This window comes from Syntrophomonas sp., from assembly GCF_028707975.1.
GTDB lineage: Bacteria > Bacillota > Syntrophomonadia > Syntrophomonadales > Syntrophomonadaceae > Syntrophomonas.
Window position 1 is genome coordinate 1 of sequence record NZ_JAQVZX010000163.1, and the last position, 2,948, is coordinate 2,948.

Genomic DNA, 2,948 nt, shown 5'->3' on the forward strand with positions numbered 1-2,948 from the left:
CATTTTCGGGGATTTGATCCGGTAGTCAGGGCTGAGGAGATAGAGGCTTTTGGCTTAATTCCTTGCCTTAGCCTGGAAGATGCTATAAGAGGAGCAAATTTAATTCTTATCTTAAATAACCACTCATTGTTTGCTTCTATGCAGATAGAGGATTTAAGTGAACTTCTGGCTCGTCCTGCTTTAATCTATGATTTTTGGAATAATTTTGTGGCCAAAGAGCTTCATTTGCCGTCCGGTATTGGGTATATGGCTTTGGGCAGTCACTCCCGGGCCGTTTTACCGGAAGAGGGGTCCTGGGTAGTTTCAGAATAATCAGCGAGGGAGTGAAGAAATGGCCAGGAAGTACCTGCTTACTGGAGGAACCGGTTTTATCGGAACAGCTTTGGTGAAGAGACTGCTAAGTGAGGGTAATGAGCTAAAGATTTATGACAACAATAGCCGCGGGCGGCAAGAAAGGCTACAGGAAGTAGCCGGCGAAGTTGAAATCGTGGAAGGGGACATTCGCGATCGGGAGCGGCTTATTGCTGCTGCTCGGGGAATGGATTCACTAATTCACCTGGCTTATATTAACGGTACCGAATTCTTTTACAGTCAACCAGAGCTAGTACTGGATGTAGCCATACGAGGTGCGCTGAATGTCATAGATGCTTGTCGGGTGCAGGGTATTGGAGAACTGATACTCTCCTCCAGCTCGGAAGTTTATCAAAGTCCCGCGCAAATACCCACCAGTGAATCGGTACCCTTATCCATACCAGATCCGTTTAATCCTCGCTTTTCTTATGGCGGAGGGAAAATCGCCTGTGAATTAATGGCCATTAATTATGGCCGTAAGGGTTTTGAACGGGTATTGATTTTCCGGCCGCATAATGTTTATGGTCCGGATATGGGCTGGGAACATGTACTGCCCCAGTTTATCCTGCGGGCGGTTGAGGCTATTAAATCACACCCGCAGGGAGCGGTTCCTTTCCCCATACAGGGAGATGGCAGCCAGACCCGGGCCTTTATTTATATCGATGATTTTATTGATGCCTTAAGTTCTGTTCTTAGAGACGGCCAGCACTTGAATGTATATCATATAGGCAATCCCCAGGAGATAAGCATAGCCGCAGTTGCCAAGCAGCTGTTCAAGTATTTTGGCCGGGAAGTGGGGATAATTGCCGGTCCGCTGCCCCCCGGAAGTACACCCAGGCGCTGCCCGGATATCTCCAAGCTGCAAAAGTTGGGTTTTAGGCCCAGGATTTCTTTTGAACAGGGATTAGCGGCAACCATAGAATGGTATGCCCGGGCTATCCAAGAGGGAAGAAGCCCGAAATACTGACAGGGTGGGAGTAAAATGAGAAAAAACGCCAGAATTTATTTGGCCGGGCATCAGGGCCTGGTTGGCTCGGCTCTGGGGCGCTGTCTGCAATCCGAGGGTTATACTAATGTACTTACCCGAAGCTTTGATATACTGGATTTGCGCCAGCAAAAAGCGGTGGAGGAGTTTTTCCGTAGCTACCAGCCGGAGTATGTTTTTTTAGCTGCAGCTAAAGTGGGCGGAATGTGGGCCAATTATTTGCGGCCGGGGGAATTTATCTACGACAATATTCTAATTCAGGCTAATGTACTTGAAGCGGCTCGCAAGTATGGGACAAAGAAGCTGCTTTTTCTAGGCAGTTCCTGCATTTACCCTAAATTTGCCCCCCAGCCTATCAAGGAAGAAAACCTGCTCCAGGGTGAGCTGGAACCCAGCAATCAAGCCTATGCCATAGCCAAAATAGCGGGGATAGGTATGTGCCGGGCTTACCGGGCGCAATATGGATGTAACTTCATTGCCATAATGCCCAATAACCTTTACGGTCCGGGAGATAATTTTGACCCGGAAAACGGGCATGTATTGGCAGCTATGATAAGTAAATTTCACCAGGCCTTGCCTTCCCGCAGCCCTCAGGTTTGCCTTTGGGGAACGGGGACCCCCCGACGAGAATTTCTCTATGTGAATGATCTGGCTGAGGCTTGCCTTTTTTTGATGAAGCATTATGATGATGCAGATATCATCAATGTAGGCAGCGGCGAGGAGTACAGTATAAGTGAACTGGCGGCAATGGTAGCAGCAATTGTAGGCTATCAGGGTGACATAATCTGGGATAGTTCAAAACCGGACGGAACCCCGCGCAAACTCCTGGATACAAGCCGAATCAAGTCCCTGGGATGGCATAGTAAGGTTTCACTCTGGGAGGGACTCAAGCTGACCTATGACTGGTACCTTGAAAATCACTAAAATAGCAACTGGGCATCCGCTTATGTTGTTCTGTGTTTAAAACGATATGTTAAAATGATAATAAGCTGAACAAGCTATTCAAGAAGTTGAGAATATATTGCGAAACTATGCTTCGCGCTCTGCTTGATTTGCATAAATCCTTGTTCCGGCTTCAGCAGAATATATTCGGTAAAGGGACCGATATGTTTTTGCCTTTCCAGTTGATGGCTTTGCGCATCCCCCCGCAGGGTCATTTGCTTGTAAAAGAGCACCCGGTTTTTCTTACCCAGATATATCTGTATTTCATTGTCGCGGAGAATCGCCAATGATATGGTTGCGGCATAATTCTGCCCATCGCCGGAAACGAAGGCATGACCGCCGTTATAGGAGCCCTCGGAAATCAGGGTGATATTTTTTACTGACAATTCGGGCGGCATATTAAAATCTGGCGGCAATTCTATATACCTGGCTTTCACTGTGCACGAACTACCCTCCTGGTAGTTGCCCAATTCTTTAATCCGGTAATCCACATAGCGGATTTTCCATTGGTGTTTATCTTCATTCCACTGGCAATCCAGGCCAAACAAACTTTCTAGGTCCAGAGAATAGAGATAGAGCTTGGACGAACTGAGGGTCGGTGCTTCGTATAATTCAACGCTTTTAGCCGGGCTTCCGTCATAGAAGACCTGGGCTTGAAGTTCGGCGGCTT

4 protein-coding genes are annotated in these 2,948 nt (G+C 47.6%); 3 read left to right on the forward strand and 1 reads right to left on the reverse strand.

Annotation, left to right across the window (positions count from 1 at the left end; all coding sequences use genetic code 11):
- From PHP87_RS11690 to PHP87_RS11700, 3 genes are all read left to right on the forward strand, one after another.
- Positions 1-312 (forward strand): UDP binding domain-containing protein (locus PHP87_RS11690; RefSeq protein WP_299921577.1); only part of this gene is annotated, 312 nt, incomplete at its 5' end.
- A 19-nt stretch (positions 313-331) separates the two neighbouring features.
- Entirely contained in the window at positions 332-1,318 is a 987-nt protein-coding gene (locus PHP87_RS11695; protein WP_299921578.1) for an NAD(P)-dependent oxidoreductase, read from the forward strand.
- A gap of 15 nt (positions 1,319-1,333) precedes the next feature.
- The gene (locus tag PHP87_RS11700) at positions 1,334-2,260 is read left to right on the forward strand and encodes a GDP-L-fucose synthase (RefSeq protein WP_299921579.1); all 927 of its coding nucleotides are present in this window, start codon (positions 1,334-1,336) and stop codon (positions 2,258-2,260) included.
- Between the two features lie 74 nt (positions 2,261-2,334).
- On the opposite strand, the gene PHP87_RS11705 is transcribed toward PHP87_RS11700, so the two are convergent.
- Positions 2,335-2,948 (reverse strand): hypothetical protein (locus PHP87_RS11705; protein ID WP_299921580.1); only part of this gene is annotated, 614 nt, incomplete at its 5' end.